Consider the following 16,896-nt stretch of genomic DNA (forward strand, 5'->3'; position numbering starts at 1 on the left):
ATGCCATTAACTGCCATCAGAGACCCCAAACGTTGACATCTCTCTCAAATTGGTTTTCTACCTGGGTCAATATCGCTCCGTGATCGCCGTATCGAGCGCGAACGGCCTGGTAGATGATCAGACTGAACGGACACCGGGCTCACAATCGCCCGGACGCACCGTGATGCGCCTTGATCTCCCGCTACGGTTTATTCGCGCCGAAGAACGGCTGCGCGGCCAGAATGGCGGCAACCCCCATGAAACAAATTCGAATTTCGCGCAGAAAAGCCTGAAGCGCCGGTCCCCGACCGGGGTCCGGCGCTTCAGGCTGTGCTCGGTCAGTCGCGCTTGAGCCTGCGGTGGGTGACCCGGTGCGGGCGAGCCGCGTCGGCGCCCAGGCGCTCGATCTTGTTCTTCTCGTAGTCGGCGAAGTTGCCCTCGAACCAGAACCAGTTCGAGCCCTCTTCCCACGCCAGGATGTGCGTAGCGATGCGGTCCAGGAACCACCGGTCGTGCGAGGTGATCACGGCACAGCCGGGGAACTCCAGCAGGGCGTTCTCCAGGCTGGACAGCGTCTCGGTGTCCAGGTCGTTCGTCGGCTCGTCCAGCAGCAGCACGTTGCCGCCCTGCTTCAGCGTCATCGCCAGGTTGAGGCGGTTGCGCTCGCCGCCCGACAGCACGCCCGAAGGCTTCTGCTGGTCGGGACCCTTGAAGCCGAACGCGGCGATGTAGGCCCGGGACGGCATCTCGACCTGGCCGACCTTGATGTGGTCGAGCCCGTCGGAGACGACCTCCCACACGTTCTTCTTCGGGTCGATGCCGCCGCGGCTCTGGTCCACGTACGAGATCTGCACCGTGTCGCCGACCCGCAGCGTCCCCGAGTCCGGCTGCTCCTCGCCGACGATCATCCGGAACAGGGTCGTCTTACCGACGCCGTTCGGGCCGATGACACCGACGATGCCGTTCGGCGGGAGGTTGAACGAGAGGTTCTCCATGAGCAGGCGGTCGCCGAAGCCCTTGCTCAGCTTGTCCGCCACGATCACGGTGTTGCCCAGGCGCGGGCCCGGCGGGATCTGGATCTCCTCGAAGTCCAGCTTCCGCGTCTTGGCGGCCTCGGCGGCCATCTCCTCGTACCGCTCAAGACGGGCCTTGCTCTTGGTCTGGCGCGCCTTCGGGTTGGACCGGACCCAGTCCAGTTCGTCCTGAAGACGCTTCTTTCGTTTTGCGTCCTTGTTGCCCTCTACCTTGAGCCGGTCGGCCTTCTTCTCCAGGTAGGTGGAGTAGTTGCCCTCGTACGGGAAGCAACGGCCCCGGTCGAGCTCCAGGATCCAGGTGGCCACGTTGTCGAGGAAGTACCGGTCGTGGGTGACGGCCAGGACGGTGCCCTCGTACTTGGCGAGGAACTGCTCCAGCCACTGCACGCTCTCGGCGTCCAGGTGGTTGGTGGGCTCGTCCAGCAGCAGCAGGTCGGGCGCCTCGAGCAGAAGCTTGCACAGCGCGACGCGGCGCCGCTCACCACCCGACAGCTTGGTGACGTCCGCGTCCGGCGGCGGGCACCGCAGGGCGTCCATCGCCTGCTCGAGCTGGGAGTCCAGGTCCCACGCGTTGCGGTGGTCAAGCTGCTCCTGCAGCTTGCCCATCTCCTCCATCAGCTCGTCGGAGTAGTCCGTCGCCATCTTCTCGGCGATCTCGTTGAACCGGTCGAGCATCGCCTTGGTCTCGGCGACGCCCTCCTCGACGTTCCCAAGAACGGTCTTCTCCTCGTTCAGCGGGGGCTCCTGCTGGAGCATCCCCACCGTGAAGCCCGGCATGAGCCGCGCATCGCCGTTCGACGGCTGCTCCAGACCGGCCATCATCCGCAGCAGCGTCGACTTGCCGGTCCCGTTCGGCCCCAGGACACCGATCTTGGCTCCGGGCAGAAAGTGCAGGGTGACGTCGTCAAGGACGACCTTGTCGCCATGTGCCTTGCGCACACGCTGCATCGTGTAGATGTACTCGGCCATATGAACCAGCCTAGGGCCTCCGGGACACCATTCGTTGCAGCGTTCTCGCCCTCGTCACCGCAGGAGGACCTCGTTCCGCCGCAGTCCCGCCGAAGCGCCCGCCAGTTACGCCGCCACAGTGCCACCGGTCACGCCGCCGCAGTGCCACGGGTGGCGCCGCCGAAGCGCCCACCGGTCACGCCGCCACCGGTGCGCCGCCGAAGTGCCTGCCGGTCACGCCGCCACAGTGCCACGGGTGGCGCCGCCGAAGCGCCCGCCAGTCACGCCGCCGCAGTGCCACCGGTCGCGCCGCCGAAGTGCCCGCCGGTCACACCGCCACAGGTGCGCCGCCGAAGTGCCTCCCGGTCACGCCGCCGCAGCGGCGCCCTCGCAGTGCCGCCAGTCATGCCTCCGCCGAGCCGCTCCGCCACCGCGCTCGCGCTCGTTGCCTCGGTCGCCTCGGTCGCCTCGGTCGCCTCGCCGCAGCGGCTGCCTTCCGCCGCGGTGGGCCTGCCGCCCGTGGCCGCTTTCCGCCGCGGTGGCCGTGCCGCCCGCAGCCGCCTTACCGCCGCAGTGGGCGCGCCGACCGTCGCCGCCTTACCGCCGCGGCCGCCTTACCGCCGCGGCCGTCTCGCCGCAGCGAAGGTCATCCGCGGGGAACGTCACCCGGCGGGGAAACTCACCTGGCGGGGAACGAGGATTCGGCGAACGGGGATTCAGACCCCGGAGCTTGGGTTGCGGGGGCGTCGTCCGCAGCCGGCCGTGCTGCCGGCGGCGCCCCCGCCGCAGGGGTTGCGGGCCGCCTTATATCCAGGAAACGCCACGCATGGTTTCTTCCCCCTCCGGATGTGCTGAGGACAGCGAGTCCGCTGGTCCTGCGGCAGGTGGCCAGAGCGGCCACCCACATGTGCGTTATCGAACGTACCGGTTTCCGGCCCGCTCCGCACACGTTGCAACTATCGTGTTACACAACGTGATGCATACAGGGGGGAAGGATGACGGCAGTGCAGTCGTCCGCCGAGGACCGTGGTGGAGACCTGGCCCGCAAGCCCCGGCGCCGGGCGGTTTCCGGGCGTCCGTCCCTGCTGGCCGTGTACGTGCCCGCGGTCGCCCTGCTCCATCTCATCCTGACCCTCACAGGGCTCGCCCGCACCCCGCTGCGGCTGAATGATCTACTGACATTTGCCGCCCTGCTGGCCTGTGGCGCGGTCTGCATTGAAGCGTCCCGCCGCCTTGGCATGCCCGCCGGCGTGGCCCGCGACCTGCTGTCCTCCTGGTGGCTCCCGGTTGCTTTGCTCCTTCCGCCGGTATATGCCCTATTGATCCCGATTCCCCTGCAGATCCTCCTGCAGTTCCGGGTACGCCAGACGCTGCTCTACCGGCGCATCCTGGTGACGTCCGCCCTGGGCCTGTCCGGCGCCTGCGCCTCGGTCGTCTTCCACCTGGCGGTCCCCGATCCCCTGGGCAGTCCCCAATGGGTCATCGACAGCTACCCGGGCATCCCCGTTGCCATCGGCTGCGCCGCCCTCTTCACCGTGGTCAACACGGCCCTGGTCGCCATCGCCGCCCACGCCGCCAACCCCGAGAGCCGCTGGCGCGACGTCCTCTGGAACCGCGAAAGCCTCCTCCTGGACGTGGTCGAGCTCTGCGTCGGCATCCTGGTCACCATCACCAGCGCCCTCTCCCCCGCGCTCCTGCTCCTCGCCCTCCCCCCGGTAGTCCTCCTCCAGCGCAGCCTGATGCACCAGCAACTCCAGGCCGCCGCCCGTACCGACGCCAAGACCGGCCTGCTGAACGCCGCCGCCTGGCAACGCGAGGCCGACACCGAGTTGGCCCGCGCGCAGCGTTCCCACGACCCCCTGGCGCTCCTGCTCATCGACATCGACTACTTCAAGCGGGTGAACGACACCCACGGCCACCTGGTAGGCGACCAGGTCCTCATCGGCGTCGCCAGCACCCTCTGCAGCCAGCTCCGCGACTACGACGTCGTGGGCCGCTTCGGCGGCGAGGAGTTCGTCGTCCTCCTCCCCGGCGCCGACACCGTAGAGGCCTGCCGAGTGGCCGAACGCCTCCGAGGCCGCGTCCGCCGCCTGGCCGTCCCCGCCGACGAAGGCACCGTAGGCGTCACCATCTCCGTAGGCGTCTCCCTCTTCCGCATGCACGGCGAGGACCTCATCGAACTCCTGGCCGCCGCCGACCTGGCCCTCTACAGAGCCAAAGAGTCCGGCCGCGACCGAGTCTGCCTCCCCGCCATAGACGGCCCCAAGCCCACCGACAACTAACACCCCGCCGCGCCCGAGCGGGCTGCATCCACCGGACGCTCGACCACGCAACGACGCCGACCACCACGGCCTGATCAGCACCCCTTGACACCACTCGCAAGGAGAATGCTACGTTTCCATAATCATTCACACGATGAATCATTCAGGAGTGGCCATGTCCGTCGTCGATCCGTTGAACGCGACCGTCGCCTTCCTCCTGGAGCTGGCCGTCTACGCCGCCGTTGGCTATTGGGGCTTCACCAAGGTGGCCCGGTTGCCGTTTCGCCTGGCAGCGGCAGCAGGCGCGGTGGCGCTGATGGCCGTGATCTGGGGACTGTTCGGCGCGCCCTCAGCCACGTACCCGCTGCATGGCCCCGCCCGCGCAGTGCTCGAACTCGCCTGGTTCGGCGTCGGCGCGGCGGCCTGGCTGAACGCACGAGGCCGCCGTGCGGCGTTCCTCTTCGCCGGAGGTTGGGTCGTCTCCACCTCCCTGGCGCTCATCGCGATGCACTGAACTCGGAGACGAGCTCGGCCGGATTGCTCAGCGAGTTGGGGAGATGCCCAGGACCGAACGGCGGAAAGTGGAGGTACGCCCGGATGGACCGCGGCACCGCCGACCAGTCATAGGTCAGCGTGACCTCAGTCTCGGACGGCCCGATCGGCACAAGGTCGTACCGCCGGATCATGCCCGAGTTCACTTGTCGGGGAGATGGGCACGACCGGGCGGTAGGGCGCCGTCAGGTGGGGTCGGGGGTGATGCGGGCCGATGGGGGTGGGGGTGTCCGCTGGGCGGACACCCCCGGGGAGGGTCAGGCGGCCTTGGGTTCTTGGGTGAAGGGGTCTTCCTCCTTTTCGTCTTCGGAGCCGGCGGCTAGGGGGCCGGCTATGGCCCATTGGTCGGTGGCGTCTTCGGCTTCGCGGCGGTCGTCGTCGCTGAGGGCGCCGGAGCGTTGGACGGGGCGGAAGTCGGCGGTGCCTCGGGAGAGGTCGTGGCCCAGGGTGCTGGCCTCGATCTCGGCGGAGAAGCGCCAGCCGCCGTCCTTTTCGTACTGGCGGATGCGGAGGCGGCCGGTGACCACTACGGGGTAGCCGCGCTTGAACTCGGACGCGTTGACGTTGTCGGCGAGGTTCCGCCAGCAGTTGACGGTCAGGAACATCGTCTGGATGTCCTGCCACTGGCCTGTCCCGCGGTCGAAACGGCGTGGGGTGCAGCCGACTCGTAACGAGAGGAAGGGGGTTCCGTTGGCGGTTACCGCGTAGTGGGGGTCTGCCGCGATCCAGCCGACGACGGTGATCTGAGCCTCGTTCACTCGTCCTCCATGTGTCTGCGGGGTCGTGGTGACCCCGGGACATCCACGGTGGCGGACGGGAGCCGGGTGGGGAAGGGGGCGCGGGGACTGTGGATAACCAGGGTGGTGGCTGCTGCCCCCAGGAAGATCGCGGCTATGGGGAGGGCCAGGGTCGGGCGCAGTGCGGTGGCGAGGTTGTGGGTCGTTTCCAGGCGGTTTTGGAGGAGCGCGCCTACGGCTGCGCTGCCGACGATCGTGCCTATCTGGCGGATGGTGTTGAGGACTCCTGAGGCGGCGCCGGCCATTCGGGGGTCCACGTTGTGCATCGCGATGCTGACCATGGGGCCGAAGACGCAGCCTATGCCTAGGCCGACCGCTATGAGTGGGGGCTGGAGGGTGTACGGGGTGCTGGACGCTTTGGCAGTTAGGGCCAGCCAGGTCATGCCCAGTGCGAAGAGGGTCAGGCCGATGATGAGGATGCGTTTGCCGCTGAGGCGGTCTGCCAAGCGGCCGGATAGGGGTGAGAGGGCGGCCGAGATGAGCATGGAGGGAGCCATGGTCAGGCCTGCGCTGAGGGCGCTCAGGTGGAGAACGGATTGGAGGTAGAGCATGACTGGGAGGAACAGGCCGATCATGCCTATCTGGACCGTTGCCGAGACCAGGCTCATGACCGTGTAGTTGCGGTCTCGGAAGAGCGCGAAGGGGAGCAGGGGTTGGGGGGCTTTTCGTTGGTGGAGGAGGAAGGTTGCCAGGAGGGCTATGGAGAGGGCCAGGAGGGTCCAGATCCAGGCGTTCCAGTGGTAGCGCTCCCCCTCGGTCAGCGCGAAGGCTAGGGAGAAGAGGGTCGCTCCGGCCAGGGCCACGCCGGGGAGGTCGAGGTGGTGGCGGGTTCCTTGGTGGGTGTTGGGGATGAGTTTCAGGGCCATCGCGATGACGGCAATGCCTATGGGAACGTTCACGAAGAAGATCCAGCGCCAGCCGGCCGTGCTGACCAGGAGGCCGCCCAGTGTCGGGCCCGCGATGGTGGCGACGCCGGCCACCGCTCCCCAGATGCCCAGCGCCGTGCCTCGGCGCTGGGGTGGGAACGTGGAGATGATCAGCGTCATGGTCTGCGGGATCAGCGCTGCGGCGCCCAGGCCTTGGGCCATCCTGGCGGCGATGAGTTGGGCCGGGTCCTGCGCTAGGCCGCACGTGATGGAGGCCGCGGTGAAGAGCGCGACGCCCCAGATGAACATGGTGCGCGGCCCGCGCAGGTCGCCCAGGCGTCCGGAGGCGATCAGCAGCGAGGCCAGGACGAGGATGTAGACGTTGATCACCCAGAGCATCTCGTCCAGCGAGGCGCCCAGGTGGTCGATCATGCTGGGGATGGCCACGTTGACCACGGTGAGATCCAGCAGGGTCATGAAGAAGCCCAGGCTGAGCGTCAGGAGCACCGCCCAGGGGTTGCCGCGCCAGCGGGTCATGCCGCCTCCATGGGTTACTTCGGCGCCTGGAGGCTCCACACGCGGCCGTCGGGGTCGCGTACGGTCATCTCCCGCGTTCCGTAGTGGGTCTCCTCGAACGGGGTGACCACCTCGACCGCCGAGGAGTCGGGGGTGAAGGCGTCCGCGTCGGGCACCTTGAGCGCCACCTGCATGCCGGGCTCGCGGCTCTCGGGGACTTCGATGAGGACGATGTAGGCGCCCGCGCCGTTGCGGAAGACGCCGGACCCGTCGCCGCTGGTGACCTCCAGGTCCCAGCCGAGCGCCTGGAAGAACTTGGCGGCCTTGCCCCAGTTGTGGGTCTCCAGGAAGACCGCGTCGATGCCTTCGGTCATGTCAGCTCTCCTTGTCGTTGGATGAACGTTGGGGCTCGTCGAGGTAGGCGCGCAGGGCCTCGGTGACCAGCGCGGACAGGGACGATCCCGATTCGATGGCGCGATGCTTGACCTGCTTGATCAGCCCGATCGGCAGGTACACGTTGAACTGCTTGACCTCTTCATCGCCCATGATCCGTATGCTAGCACGCTAGCTTGCTAGCATACTAGGTCACGATGCCCGTCGATGAGACTTGGGTGTCGGTTGACGGCGGGTCGGGCCCTCTGGGACGGGCTCAGACCGATGGACGAGCTCAGGCCCGAACGGGCCGGGGGCGCCCGGCGTTGCGGGCCGCCCGGCGTTGCGGGCCGCCCGGCGTTGCGGGCCGCCCAACGTTCCGGGACGCCTGGGCTACGGGAGACCTGACGGGCGCGGGACGTCTGAAGGTGCGGGCCGCCTGACGGCGCGGAACGGCTGACGGCATGGGACGGCTGACGGCGCGGAACGCCTGACGGTGCAGGAGGCCCTGGGCTACGGGAGACCTGACGGCGCGGGACGTCTGAGGGCGCGGAACGCCTGACGGTGCAGGAGGCCCAGGGCTACGGGAGACCTGACAGCACGGGACGTCTGAGGGCGCGGAACGCCCGACTGTGCGGGAGGCCTCGGGCTACGGGAGACCTGACAGCACGGGACGTCTGAGGGCGCGGAACGCCCGACTGTGCGGGAGGCCTCGGGCTACGGGAGACCTGACAGCACGGGACGTCTGAGGGCGCGGGACGCCCGACTGTGCGGGAGGCCTCGGGCTACGGGAGACCTGACGGCGCGGGACGGCTGGCGTTACGGGAGGCCTGGGGTTACGACAAGCTTGGCGGCTACGGGAGGACGGACTCTACGTCGGTGCGGAAGCGGGCGTAGACGTTGAGCTCGGCGGCCACGGGGGTGAGGACCTTCTCGTCGGCGACCTGCGAGATCCGCTCGCGCATGTGCTGCTCCATGCGTTCGCCATGGCGGGAGGACGACAGGGCGACCATGTTGCGGCAGGCCGAGGAGGTCAGGGCGCCCATGCCGAACGTACAGATGACCAGGATCGCCACGTACGGGATCAGGCCGGCCTCGCCGACCAGGTCGTTGGGCGAGTCGCCCACCTCGAAGACGCCGTACGCGACCAGCATGCCGATCCACGCGACGCCCAGGACCGAGACCAGGACGAGGAAGTACTGCCAGGTCTTGACCAGCCACCACCAGCGCGGCACCTGGTTGAAGGTCGGGAGGGCGTCCTTGAGCGAGATGCCGAGGGCCTCGGGCAGTTCGGGCGCGTGGGAGCGGGCGGCACCGCGGACGGAGCGGGCCCAGGACTCGGGGAGGTCGCCGGTCACTCCGTCGGTCACGCCCTGCAGGGCGGTGTCGACGTCTCCCTGCTGCGCGCCGATGGGGCCGGTGAACGCGCCGCGCAGCTCGTCGCGGAGTTCGGTGAGGCGCATGCGGCGGAGGGGGTCGGAACGCAGGCGGGTCACCAGGGCGGTGACCGGCCAGCCGACGAAGTCGGCTGCGCGCAGCTCGTACGCGCTCTCCATGGCCTCGGCGACGGCGGGCGCGCCGGCGGCGTCGGTCAGGGCGTCGATGAGCTCGGCGCGGCGGGCGTCGTCGACGGTGGTGGCGGGTTCGGTGGTGCCACGCTGGTCGGCGAAGCGTTCGGCCAGCTTGTCGACGTCGGCGGTGAGCCGCTCACTGCGGGCGCTGTGCGCGGCGACGGTGTCGACGAGGACGTCGCGGAAGCCGCGCACGCCCTCCTCGCTGATCGCGGACGTGGTCACGATGCGGGGGTCGACCAGGCCCTCGGCCTCCAGCAGGCGGCGGAGGTCGGCGACGCAGTCGGCGACCTCGTCGGGCTGCAGCTTGTCGATCTGGTTGAGAACGATCAGCGTGACGCCGGCGTGGCGGGCGAACGGGACGATGTAGTTGCGGTGCAACGCCGCGTCCGCGTACTTCTGCGGGTCGACCACCCACACCAGCAGGTCCGCGATGGTGACGAAACGATCGACTTCGGCACGGTGCAGCGCCTGGATCGAGTCGTGGTCGGGCAGGTCCAGCAGGACCAGGCCCTGCAGGGTGCTGTCGGCACGCTCCAGATCCAGCGCACTGGCACGCGCGTAGCGGTGCCGCTTGTCGACGTCCAGCCAGTCGAGCAGCGGGCCCGCGCCGTCCAGGCCCCACACGCACGCGTGCGCCTTGGAGGTCATCGGGCGCCGTACGCCGGTGGGCGACAGTTCGAGGCCGCAGATGGCGTTGAACAGCGACGACTTGCCGCTGCCGGTGCCGCCGGCGAGCGTGATCACGGTGTGCTCGCCGGACAGGCGCAGGCGCTGGCCGGCGCGGTCGAGCATCACCTCGGCCTCGTCGAGCAGGACGGGCTCGATCCGGCCGGTGCCGAGCTGGACCAGGCGGTCCATGGCGTTCAGCCGGTCGGTGAGGGCGGGCGGTTCGGTGGGCTCGGGGGCCGCGGGCACCTGGCCTGCGATTCCGGGGCCGGCGGACACGAGGGGGGTGCCGCCGGGGCCGGCAGGGGTGTTCGCGGGGATGGCCGAGGTTGTCATCGGGCGACCTCGAGGTTGTACGTGGCCTGGTAGAGCTGGACGGGTGTGGTCTCGTCGGGGATGCCCGCCGAGTCGAGGGCCTGCCCGAAGCGCAGCCCCTCCTCGTCGAAGAGCATGCCGATGCGGCTGCGCAGGTCGGCGCGCGCCTTGGCGCCCATGCCGCGCAGCGACTCGGCGCCGAACAGCGCCTTCAGCAGCCGCTGCGGAACGGCGCTGGTACCGCCCTCGACGTTGACGTCGGAGGTGCCGTAGCCGAGCAGCCCGATCATGAGGACGAGCGACAGCGCCTCCTCGTCGAACGAGACGAGCTTGGCGACCGAACGTTTCGTGACGCCCTCAGTGCGGATGAGCTCCTGCACGTGGTCCTGCCAGGAGCTGACCGCGCGCGTGACGCGGCGGGACAGCTCCGGGGAGACGTGGCCGAGGTTGGCGGCCGGGCCCGCGATGACCTTGGCCCCGGCCGGGTGCGCGCGCCATCGAACGATGACCTGCTCCGCGGCGTGCTCGGCGGAGGCCATGATCAGCGACTCCAGGCCGCTGCGCAGCGAGCTCTTCAGCGCCCGGACGCGGGCGGGGCTGCGCCGGCGGCGGCTCGACCGGCGCCCGACGAGGCCCGACCTGCCGCGCTGAACGTGCAGCGCCCGCAGCAGGTCACCCGTTCCGGCGAAGTCCTGCCAGCGCGCCAGCACCTCGCCGCGCAACAGCGAACCGTTGCGGGTGGCCTCGTCCAGCTCGGCGAGGGCGGTGCCGTACGCGCCCTCGACCTCGCGGGCCAGCTCGCCGCGCTGCTCGACCTGGACCTCGACCTTCTTGGCCAGCTCGGGAACGCGGATGCGCAGGCTGTCCAGCACGCCCGCGAGCGTCTCGCCGATCACGACGTCGCGGTCCTCGGCGTTCTCGGCGACCCCGACCAGCCAGGCGCGGACGTCCTCGGCGGCCTCCTCGGGCAGCCGGCTGTCCTCGATCCTGGTCTCGGGGATCGTGAAGCGGCGCGCGTCGCCGACGCCGTTCTCGGTGAGCATGTCGGCGAAGTGGTCGACGACCTCCGAGCCCGCGCCCTGCGGCACCCGCGACAGCACGACCCCGATCGTCGCGCCGTTCTCCTTGGCGCGCTGGAGCATCTGCCAGACCTGCGCGTCGGCGTAGCGGGCGGCCGTCGTGACGCACAGCCAGAGGTCGGCCGCGGCCATCAGCTTGGTGGCGAACTCGAAGTGGTCCTCGAAGACCGAGTCGAAGTCCGGGCTGTCCAGCAGCGCCAGGCCGGGCGGGATGTTCTCGCTCGGGATGATCACCAGCTGGTCGCCCGCGATGGCGTCCGGCGCCGGCCCGCGTACGCGGCCCATGCCGGGCAGCAGCGGCCCCTCGAGGAAGTAGTCGGCGTGGTCGGGGTGGCACACCAGGATCGGGCTACTGGTCGTCGGCCGCAGCACGCCGGTGGCGCTGACGCGCGCCCCGACGAGCGTGTTGACCAGCGTGGACTTGCCCGCGCCGGTGGAACCGCCGAGCACCACGAGCATCGGCGTCGCCGCCGCCTCGATGCGCGGCAGCACGTAGTCGTCGAGCTGCGCCTTGATGTCGTCCCGGTCCGTACGCGCCTCGTCCGCGCCCGGCACGTCCAGCACGAACTCGAACGCGCCCAGCTGGTCGCGCAGCCCGGTCAGCGCCCGGATCAGCTCGCCGCGGTGAACGGGGCCCGGCGCCTGGGCGGGCTTCCCTTGAGCAGGCTTGCCTTGAGCGGACTTGCCCTGAGCGGGCTGCTCCTGGGGAGGCTTCCCTTGGGCGGGTCTGCCTTGGGCGGGCTTGCCTTCGGCAGGCTTGCCTTGGGAGGGCTTGCCTTCGGCAGGCTTCCCTGAGGCGGGCTTGCCGGACAGGGCCTCGGTCTGGGTCAGGTCCACCGCTCCCCGAGCGGGAGTCTGGTCGCCTTCCCCGGCTCGATCGCTGGACACAGAACGCTCGTTCCCAGCGCGCGCCGCGCCATGCCTCCCCCGCGCACCCGACCTCTTCCCGGCCGGGGGCGTGGGAGTGGACGGGGATGTCGCGGCGGACGGGGACGTCGGGGTGGGCTCGGTAGATGCGGCGGCCGGACTCGCCTGGTCGGCGGGGGTGGGCCGGTCGGTCGAGGCGGAGGCGTCGGCTGGCGCGGACGCGCTGCGCTCATTGGTCCTGTTCGCGTCGGACACTGGACCTTCGCTGGATTCGGCGGGGGCGGGGGGCACGGCCTGGTGGGTGGTTCGGCCGGTGGTATCGGGAGCGGGGGTGCCGGCCTGGGCGGGCTCGGCCTGCGCGTTCTCGGGTTCGGTGCTCGATTCGGCGGCGCCGAACGCGCCGGGCGCACCGGCCACAGGCGGGGTGCCGGTCGCGGGCGAGGCACCGGCTGCGCTGCCGGTCGCGGGCGTGGTCTTGCGGGGGGCCGCACCGCCCTCAGGACCGGCGCCCGCCTCCTCGTCGTGGACCGCGCTCTGCTCAGCCGGGGGTGTCACGGATCCCGTCCCATGTCCGCTCGAATCATGTCGATCTCTCGTGCCACGTTCACCACGTCGCCCACGACCACGATCGCCGGGGGCCGGACTCCGGCGGCCGCCATCTTCTCGACCACCGTGCTCAGGGTGGCCGTCAGCGCCTGCTGGCCCGGGAGGGTGCCGTCCTGGACAACGGCCACCGGCGTGTCAGACGAACGACCATAGCGCATGAGGGTGTCGGCGATGAGTCCCATGCGTTCCACCGCCATGAGCAGCACGAGAGTGCCTTCGGAACGCCCGAGCGCCTGCCAGTCGACGGTCGACGCGGGGGTGTCGGGAGCGATGTGCGCCGAGACCACATGGAAGTCCTGCGCGACGCCCCGGTGGGTGACCGGGATGCCCGCCGCGGAAGGCACGGCGACGGCGCTGGTGATGCCCGGAACGACGGTCACCGGGATGCCGTGCCTGGCGCAGTGCAGCACCTCTTCGGCGCCGCGCCCGAACACGAACGGGTCGCCGCCCTTCAGCCGCACCACGAACTTGCCCTGGCTGGCGTGCTCGACCAGGTACTCGTTGATGCGCTCCTGGGTGACCGTACGGCCGTACGGGATCTTGGCGGCGTCGATCACCTCGACGTCGGCGGGCAGCTCGTCCAGCAGGAGCCGGGGCGCGAGCCGGTCGGTGACCACGACGTCGGCCTGCGCCAGCAACTGCCGCCCGCGAACGGTGATCAAGGCGGGGTCGCCGGGGCCGCCGCCGACCAGGGCCACGCCGGTGGGCTTGTGCCGGGAGTGCCGGGCCTCCAGCGTCGCGTCGCGCAGCCCGTCCACCACGGCGTCGCGGATCCCGGCGGCGCGGCGCGGGTCGCCGCCGGCGAGCACGCCGACGGTCGTCTCCCCCACCTGCCCGCTGGCCGGGGTCCAGGCGGCGGAGGCGTCGGCGTCGTCCGCCCGTACGCACCAGATCCGGTCCGCCTCGGCCTCGGCGGCCACGGCGGCGTTGACCTTCTGATCATCGCTGACCGCCTGAACGAGCCAGGCGCCCGCGCAGTCGCCCTTGGCGTACGGCCGCTGCAGCCAGCTCACCCTGCCGTCGTTGATCAGGTCCTCGAGCGAGGGCGTGACCTCGGGCGCGACGAGAACGACCTCGGCGCCGGCCGCCAGCAGGGCGGGCACGCGGCGCTGGGCCACTCGGCCGCCGCCGACGACCAGGACGCGGCGCCCGCTGAGTCGCAGGCCAAGCAGGTACGGAGGCAACTCGTTCTCTCGATCAGGACGCTGGTGACTGACATGTGCCTTTGCGGACTAAAGGTACCGGGGTTGCTGAGCTCTTGGAGAGGGCTCACGCCCAGTCGATAGCCGAGCGTGACTCAGACCGTGATCTCTGCGTTACTCGGGCCCCTCCTGTTTACCGCTCACGCCGGCCGAATCGAAGGTCGCCACCTCGTGCAGAACGCGTACCGCGCCCTGGACCAGCGGCAATGCCAGCAGGGCCCCGGTCCCCTCGCCCAGCCGCAGTTCAAGATCGACCAAGGGCCTCAACCCCAGATGCTCGACCGCCGCCGCGTGCCCGGGCTCGGCCGAACGGTGCCCCGCCACGCACGCGCCCAGCGCGTCCGGGCACAGCGCCGCCGCCACCAGGGCCGCCGCCCCGGCGATCACCCCGTCCAGCACCACCGGCACCCGCAACGCCGCCCCGCCGAGAATGAACCCCGCCAACGCCGCATGCTCAAGCCCCCCGACCCCCGCCAAAACCTCCATCGGCCCCCGCCCGCCCTCGGGGAGGAGGGCGTTGCGGTGGAGGGCCGTGCGGACGATGTCGATCTTGTGGGCGTGGGTGGCGTCGTCGATGCCGGTGCCGCGGCCGGTGACGCGTTCGGGCGGCAGGCCGGTGAACGCGGAGATCAACGCGGCGGAGGCGGTGGTGTTGGCGATGCCCATGTCGCCGGTGATCAGGCAGCGGGCGCCCGCCGACACCAGGTCGCGGGCGACCTCGATGCCGGTCTCGACGGCCTGCCGGGCCTGCTCGGCGGTCATCGCGGGGCCCTCGGTCATGTCGGCGGTGCCGGGGGCGACCTTGCGCGGCAGCAGGCCGGGGGCCTCGGGCAGCGGACTTGCGACGCCGATGTCCACGACCGTGACCTCGGCTCCGACCTGCCCGGCGAACGCGTTCACCACGGCGCCGCCGGCCAGGAAGTTGGCAACCATCTGAGCGGTGACCTCTTGTGGCCATGGCGTCACGCCCTGTGCGTGCACGCCGTGATCGGCCGCGAAGATCGCGACGGCGGCGGGCTCGGGCAGCGGCGGCGGGGAGATCGCGGCGAGCCCGGCGAGCTGGACCGACACCTCCTCCAGGACGCCGAGCGCGCCCGGCGGCTTGGTGAGCCGGGCCTGGTGGTCGCGGGCGTCCCGCATCGCGGCCTCGTCCAGCGGCTGGATCGCGGCGATGGTCTGCTCGATCAGGTTCACCGGTGCCTCCCCGGGTAGGTGACGTCGCCCGTACGTCTCATCGTGGACCGCCCAGGCCAGCGGGCGGCGGCGGGCCCAGCCGCTCAGCGCCAGCTCGGGCGCGGTCGCGAACTCGCGTACGTGCCCCAGGCACAGGTACGCGACGACCTCCAGATGGGCTGGCAGGCCCAGTTCGGCGGCCAGTTCGCGTTCGTCGAAGAAGCTCACCCAGCCGACGCCGAGGCCCTCGGCGCGGGCGGCGAGCCAGAGGTTCTCGACGGCGCAGGCCACCGAGTAGGGCGCGGTCTGCGGCTGGCTGCGCCGGCCGAGCGGGTTGCGGCCGCCGCGCGAGGGGTCGCAGGTGACCGCGATGTTGATCGGCGCCTCGACGATCGCCTCGATCTTGAGCCGGTCGAAGCGCGCCGCGCGCGGCCAGGTGAGGGAGGCGGCGTACGCGTCGCGCTGCCGTTCGGCCAGCCCGCGCACGCGCTTCCGCCGGGCCGGATCCCGGATGATCAGGAAGTCCCACGGCTGGGTCAGCCCGACCGACGGCGCCCGATGGGCCGCCTCCAGCACCCGTACGAGCGCCGCGTCGTCCACCGGATCGCCCACGAACCCGTTCCGCACGTCCCGCCGCTCAGCGATCGCCCGATAAACCGCCGCCCGCTCAGCGTCCGCGAACGGCGGTGCGGGCTTCGGGCGCTCGGCGGCTGCGAAGGGCTGGGCGTGCGCAGGTCGTTCGACGTCCGCGGAAGGCTGCGGGGGCGCCGGCCGTCCGGCGTCGGCGGATGGCGGCGCGGGCGTCGGGCGTTCGGCGGCCGAGGAAGGCGGTGCGAGCGTCGGGCGTTCGGCGGCCGTGGAAGGCGGTGCGGGCGTCGGATCGGCTGGCGGTGCGGACGCCGGTCGGCCGGCATCGGCGAGAAGCGGTGCGGGGGTCGGCTGCTCGCCTGGCTCGGGTGATGGTCCCGTGCCGGGCGCGGGGGGTTTGGGCGAGGGGTCGGGGGGCGGGGTCATCTCAGATGCCGAGCTCACCGAGGACCTCTAGGAGCGCGTCGTTCGCGGGGCGGTCGCGGACCGCGATGCGCAGCCAGTCGGGGCCCAGGCCGGGGAAGGTGTCGCCGCGGCGGACGGCGTAGCCGCGCTGCCGCAGGAGGGCGCGTATGCCCAGGCCGTCGGGCACGCGTACGCAGAGGAACGACGCGCGCGAGCCGGGCACCACGTACAGGCCGCGGTGGGTGAGCTCGGCCACCAGGCGGTCGCGTTCGGCGGCCAGTTCGACCGCCCAGGCCGAGGCCTCGGCGACCGCGGCGGGCGAGCAGCAGGCCTCGATCGCGACGAGCGCGGGCGTGGAGACGGCCCACAGCGGCTGCGCGGCGGCCAGTTTCGTGACCAGGCTGGCCTCGGCGAGAAGGTAGCCGGCCCGCAGGCCCGCCAGGCCCCAGGTCTTGGTCAGGCTCCTGATCACCACCAGGCCCGGCCCCGGCACCCCGGCGAGGCTCTCCGGCTCGCCCGGCACGCAGTCCATGAACGCCTCGTCCACCACGACCGTGCGGCCCGGGCGGGCCAGCGCCGCCACGGCGGCCTCGGGATGCAGGACCGAGGTCGGGTTGGTCGGGTTGCCGATCATGACCAGGTCGGCGTCGTCGGGGATGGCGGCCGGGTCGAGGGTGAAGTCCTTGCCGAGGACGACGCGTTCCACCTCATGACCCGCGGCGCGCAGGGCGGCCTCGGGCTCGGTGAACTGCGGGTGCACCACCACCGCGCGGCGCGGCTCCAGCACGCGGGCCAGCAGCACGAACGCCTCGGCGGCGCCGGAGGTGAGCAGGACCTCCTCGACGGCGCGGTGATGCCTGCGTGCCACGGCCCGGCGGGCCGCTCCCGGGTCCGGGTACGCGGCGAGGTCGGCGATCGAGGTGCGCAGCCGTTCGGCCAGCCACTCGGGCGGCGCCGATGAACGCACGTTCACCGCGAAGTCGACGAGGCCGTCGTCGACCTCCGCGTCCCCGTGGTGCAGCAGGTCCACCTCGTCGGTCTGCTGCGGGTCGCTCACTTCGGTCCCCCTTCATCGTCGGTGCTCTGACCTGTGCCG

The 16,896-nt window shown here is 71.1% G+C and carries 13 protein-coding genes; 3 read left to right on the forward strand and 10 right to left on the reverse strand.

Features of this window, described 5'->3' with window-relative positions; translation table 11 throughout:
- The first annotated feature begins 79 nt into the window (after nucleotides 1-79).
- Nucleotides 80-331, forward strand: a complete 252-nt coding sequence (locus J4573_RS01640) for a hypothetical protein (RefSeq protein WP_208253381.1) — start codon at nucleotides 80-82, stop codon at nucleotides 329-331.
- On the opposite strand, the gene ettA is transcribed toward J4573_RS01640, so the two are convergent.
- Entirely contained in the window at nucleotides 318-1,982 is a 1,665-nt protein-coding gene (gene ettA, locus J4573_RS01645) for an energy-dependent translational throttle protein EttA (RefSeq protein WP_208253382.1), read from the reverse strand. The genes J4573_RS01640 and ettA overlap by 14 nt on opposite strands.
- Before the next feature lie 974 nt (nucleotides 1,983-2,956).
- Here ettA and J4573_RS01650 point away from each other — a divergent pair.
- Together J4573_RS01650 and J4573_RS01655 are read left to right on the forward strand one after the other, a co-directional pair.
- The gene (locus tag J4573_RS01650; protein ID WP_208253383.1) at nucleotides 2,957-4,243 is read left to right on the forward strand and encodes a sensor domain-containing diguanylate cyclase; all 1,287 of its coding nucleotides are present in this window, start codon (nucleotides 2,957-2,959) and stop codon (nucleotides 4,241-4,243) included.
- Between the two features lie 154 nt (nucleotides 4,244-4,397).
- A complete protein-coding gene (locus J4573_RS01655) occupies nucleotides 4,398-4,736 on the forward strand; it encodes a YrdB family protein (RefSeq protein ID WP_208253384.1) in 339 nt (112 codons plus the stop codon).
- A 295-nt stretch (nucleotides 4,737-5,031) separates the two neighbouring features.
- Here the strand turns inward: J4573_RS01655 and J4573_RS01660 are convergent, their stop codons facing one another.
- The 9 genes from J4573_RS01660 to cobC all read right to left on the reverse strand — a co-directional run bounded on the left by J4573_RS01660 (nucleotide 5,032) and on the right by cobC (nucleotide 16,857).
- Nucleotides 5,032-5,532, reverse strand: coding sequence for a single-stranded DNA-binding protein (locus tag J4573_RS01660; RefSeq protein ID WP_208253385.1), 501 nt, complete (start codon nucleotides 5,530-5,532; stop codon nucleotides 5,032-5,034).
- Nucleotides 5,529-6,974, reverse strand: a complete 1,446-nt coding sequence (locus J4573_RS01665; RefSeq protein WP_208253386.1) for a DHA2 family efflux MFS transporter permease subunit — start codon at nucleotides 6,972-6,974, stop codon at nucleotides 5,529-5,531. Before J4573_RS01665 ends, J4573_RS01660 begins: the two co-directional genes overlap by 4 nt.
- 14 nt (nucleotides 6,975-6,988) lie before the next feature.
- On the reverse strand, nucleotides 6,989-7,327 hold the full coding sequence (locus tag J4573_RS01670; RefSeq protein ID WP_208253387.1) for a VOC family protein: 339 nt from the start codon (nucleotides 7,325-7,327) through the stop codon (nucleotides 6,989-6,991).
- 1 nt (nucleotide 7,328) lies between these two features.
- On the reverse strand, nucleotides 7,329-7,499 hold the full coding sequence (locus J4573_RS01675) for a ribbon-helix-helix domain-containing protein (RefSeq protein WP_208253388.1): 171 nt from the start codon (nucleotides 7,497-7,499) through the stop codon (nucleotides 7,329-7,331).
- A gap of 680 nt (nucleotides 7,500-8,179) precedes the next feature.
- Entirely contained in the window at nucleotides 8,180-9,901 is a 1,722-nt protein-coding gene (locus tag J4573_RS01680; RefSeq protein WP_243772291.1) for a GTPase family protein, read from the reverse strand.
- The gene (locus J4573_RS01685; RefSeq protein WP_243772292.1) at nucleotides 9,898-12,381 is read right to left on the reverse strand and encodes an AAA family ATPase; all 2,484 of its coding nucleotides are present in this window, start codon (nucleotides 12,379-12,381) and stop codon (nucleotides 9,898-9,900) included. Before J4573_RS01685 ends, J4573_RS01680 begins: the two co-directional genes overlap by 4 nt.
- The gene (gene cobA / locus J4573_RS01690; RefSeq protein ID WP_208253389.1) at nucleotides 12,378-13,616 is read right to left on the reverse strand and encodes a uroporphyrinogen-III C-methyltransferase; all 1,239 of its coding nucleotides are present in this window, start codon (nucleotides 13,614-13,616) and stop codon (nucleotides 12,378-12,380) included. Before cobA ends, J4573_RS01685 begins: the two co-directional genes overlap by 4 nt.
- A 132-nt stretch (nucleotides 13,617-13,748) precedes the next feature.
- The gene (gene cobT, locus J4573_RS01695) at nucleotides 13,749-15,839 is read right to left on the reverse strand and encodes a nicotinate-nucleotide--dimethylbenzimidazole phosphoribosyltransferase (RefSeq protein ID WP_372442775.1); all 2,091 of its coding nucleotides are present in this window, start codon (nucleotides 15,837-15,839) and stop codon (nucleotides 13,749-13,751) included.
- Nucleotides 15,823-16,857, reverse strand: a complete 1,035-nt coding sequence (cobC, locus tag J4573_RS01700; protein WP_208253390.1) for an Rv2231c family histidinol phosphate aminotransferase CobC — start codon at nucleotides 16,855-16,857, stop codon at nucleotides 15,823-15,825. The genes cobT and cobC overlap by 17 nt, the downstream gene beginning before the upstream one ends.
- Between the last annotated feature and the right edge of the window lie 39 nt (nucleotides 16,858-16,896).

The sequence above is a fragment of the Actinomadura barringtoniae genome (assembly GCF_017573505.1).
Classification (GTDB): domain Bacteria; phylum Actinomycetota; class Actinomycetes; order Streptosporangiales; family Streptosporangiaceae; genus Spirillospora; species Spirillospora barringtoniae.

What these genes read in the sequence shown, in the direction of transcription:
- ettA (WP_208253382.1), bottom strand. Translation starts at nt 1,982, where the DNA reads ATGGCCGAGTACATCTACACGATGCAGCGTGTGCGCAAGGCACATGGC.
- J4573_RS01650 (WP_208253383.1), top strand. Translation starts at nt 2,957, where the DNA reads ATGACGGCAGTGCAGTCGTCCGCCGAGGACCGTGGTGGAGACCTGGCC.
- J4573_RS01655 (WP_208253384.1), top strand. Translation starts at nt 4,398, where the DNA reads ATGTCCGTCGTCGATCCGTTGAACGCGACCGTCGCCTTCCTCCTGGAG.
- J4573_RS01665 (WP_208253386.1), bottom strand. Translation starts at nt 6,974, where the DNA reads ATGACCCGCTGGCGCGGCAACCCCTGGGCGGTGCTCCTGACGCTCAGC.
- J4573_RS01670 (WP_208253387.1), bottom strand. Translation starts at nt 7,327, where the DNA reads ATGACCGAAGGCATCGACGCGGTCTTCCTGGAGACCCACAACTGGGGC.
- J4573_RS01675 (WP_208253388.1), bottom strand. Translation starts at nt 7,499, where the DNA reads ATGGGCGATGAAGAGGTCAAGCAGTTCAACGTGTACCTGCCGATCGGG.
- J4573_RS01680 (WP_243772291.1), bottom strand. Translation starts at nt 9,901, where the DNA reads ATGACAACCTCGGCCATCCCCGCGAACACCCCTGCCGGCCCCGGCGGC.